Source organism: Mesorhizobium sp. M1A.F.Ca.IN.020.06.1.1, assembly GCF_004023265.1.
GTDB lineage: Bacteria > Pseudomonadota > Alphaproteobacteria > Rhizobiales > Rhizobiaceae > Mesorhizobium.
In genome coordinates this window covers 1-1,188 of the sequence record NZ_RZSR01001344.1, presented here as the reverse complement: position 1 = coordinate 1,188, position 1,188 = coordinate 1, and the positions used below count along the sequence as shown (strand labels likewise).

Annotated in this window: 1 protein-coding gene and 1 pseudogene; both read left to right on the top strand. The window is 64.2% G+C overall.

What is annotated here, in order from left to right:
* Positions 1 to 1,048, top strand: a 1,048-nt coding sequence (hflK, locus tag EOA60_RS33850) for an FtsH protease activity modulator HflK (RefSeq protein ID WP_128312668.1), incomplete at its 5' end; no start/stop codon positions are given.
* Positions 1,048 to 1,188: pseudogene (locus tag EOA60_RS39435) on the top strand (protease modulator HflC); the annotation flags it as partial. The gene hflK and the pseudogene EOA60_RS39435, both read left to right, overlap by 1 nt.

Below are 1,188 nucleotides of genomic sequence, written 5' to 3'. Positions count from 1 at the left end.
CAATCAGGGGCCCTGGGGGCAGGGACCGAAAGGCCCAAGCGGCCCGCCCGGTTCGCCTCCCGATCTCGAGGACATTATTCGCCGTGGCCAGGACAGGCTGCGGCGCGCTCTACCGGGAGGCGGCGGCGCCAGCCCGGCCGTCCTCGGGCTGATCGCGCTCGCGCTTGTCGTGCTTTGGGCTTTCAAGGCCATCTATACCGTGCAACCTGACGAGGTCGCGGTCGAATTGCGCTTCGGCAAGCCGAAGGCCGAGCTCTCGCAGCCAGGCCTGCATTTCCACTGGTGGCCGATCGAAACGGTCGAAACGGCAAAGATTTCCGAGCAGCTCGTCAGCATCGGCGGCGGGGCGAGCAGCGGCTCCGGGCTGATGCTCTCCGGCGACCAGAACATCGTCAATGTGCAGTTCTCGGTCGCCTACCAGGTTTCCGATCCAAGGGCCTATCTTTTCGACGTCTCAGATCCCGACGGCATGCTGACGCAGGTGGCCGAAAGCGCCATGCGCGAGGTCGTCGGCCGGCGCCCCGCGCAGGATATTTTCCGCGACGATCGCCAGGGTATTGCCACATCGGTGCGTGAGATCGTCCAAAACACGCTCGACGGTTACAAGACGGGTCTGCAAGTCAACGCAATCTCCATCGAGGACGCCGCCCCGCCGCGCGAGGTCGCCGATGCTTTCGACGAGGTGCAGCGCGCCGAGCAGGACGAGGACAAGTTCGTCGAGCAGGCCAATCAATATTCCAACCAGAAGCTCGGCCAGGCGCGCGGCGAGGCGGCCCAGATCCGCGAAGATGCCGCCGCCTACAAGAACCGGGTCGTGCAGGAAGCCGAAGGTGAGGCGCAGCGCTTCATCTCCGTTTACAACGAATACGCCAAGGCGCCCGACGTGACGCGCAAGCGCCTTTACCTGGAAACAATGGAGAGGATCCTGAAGGACTCGAACAAGGTCGTCGTCGAGCAGGGCAACGGGCAGGGCGTGCTTCCTTATCTGCCGCTACCGGCACTGCAGCCCAAGGCGCCGCCCGCGCCTGCGCTGGGAGGTAACCAGTGATGGCCAACCGTCTTCCCATCATCGCGGTCATCGCGGCCGTCCTTCTGTTTCTGCTCTATTCGTCGGTGTTCGTCGTCAAGGCGGGCGAGCAGGCAATCGTGCTGAGGTTCGGCGAGATCATCGACGTCAAGACCGAGCCG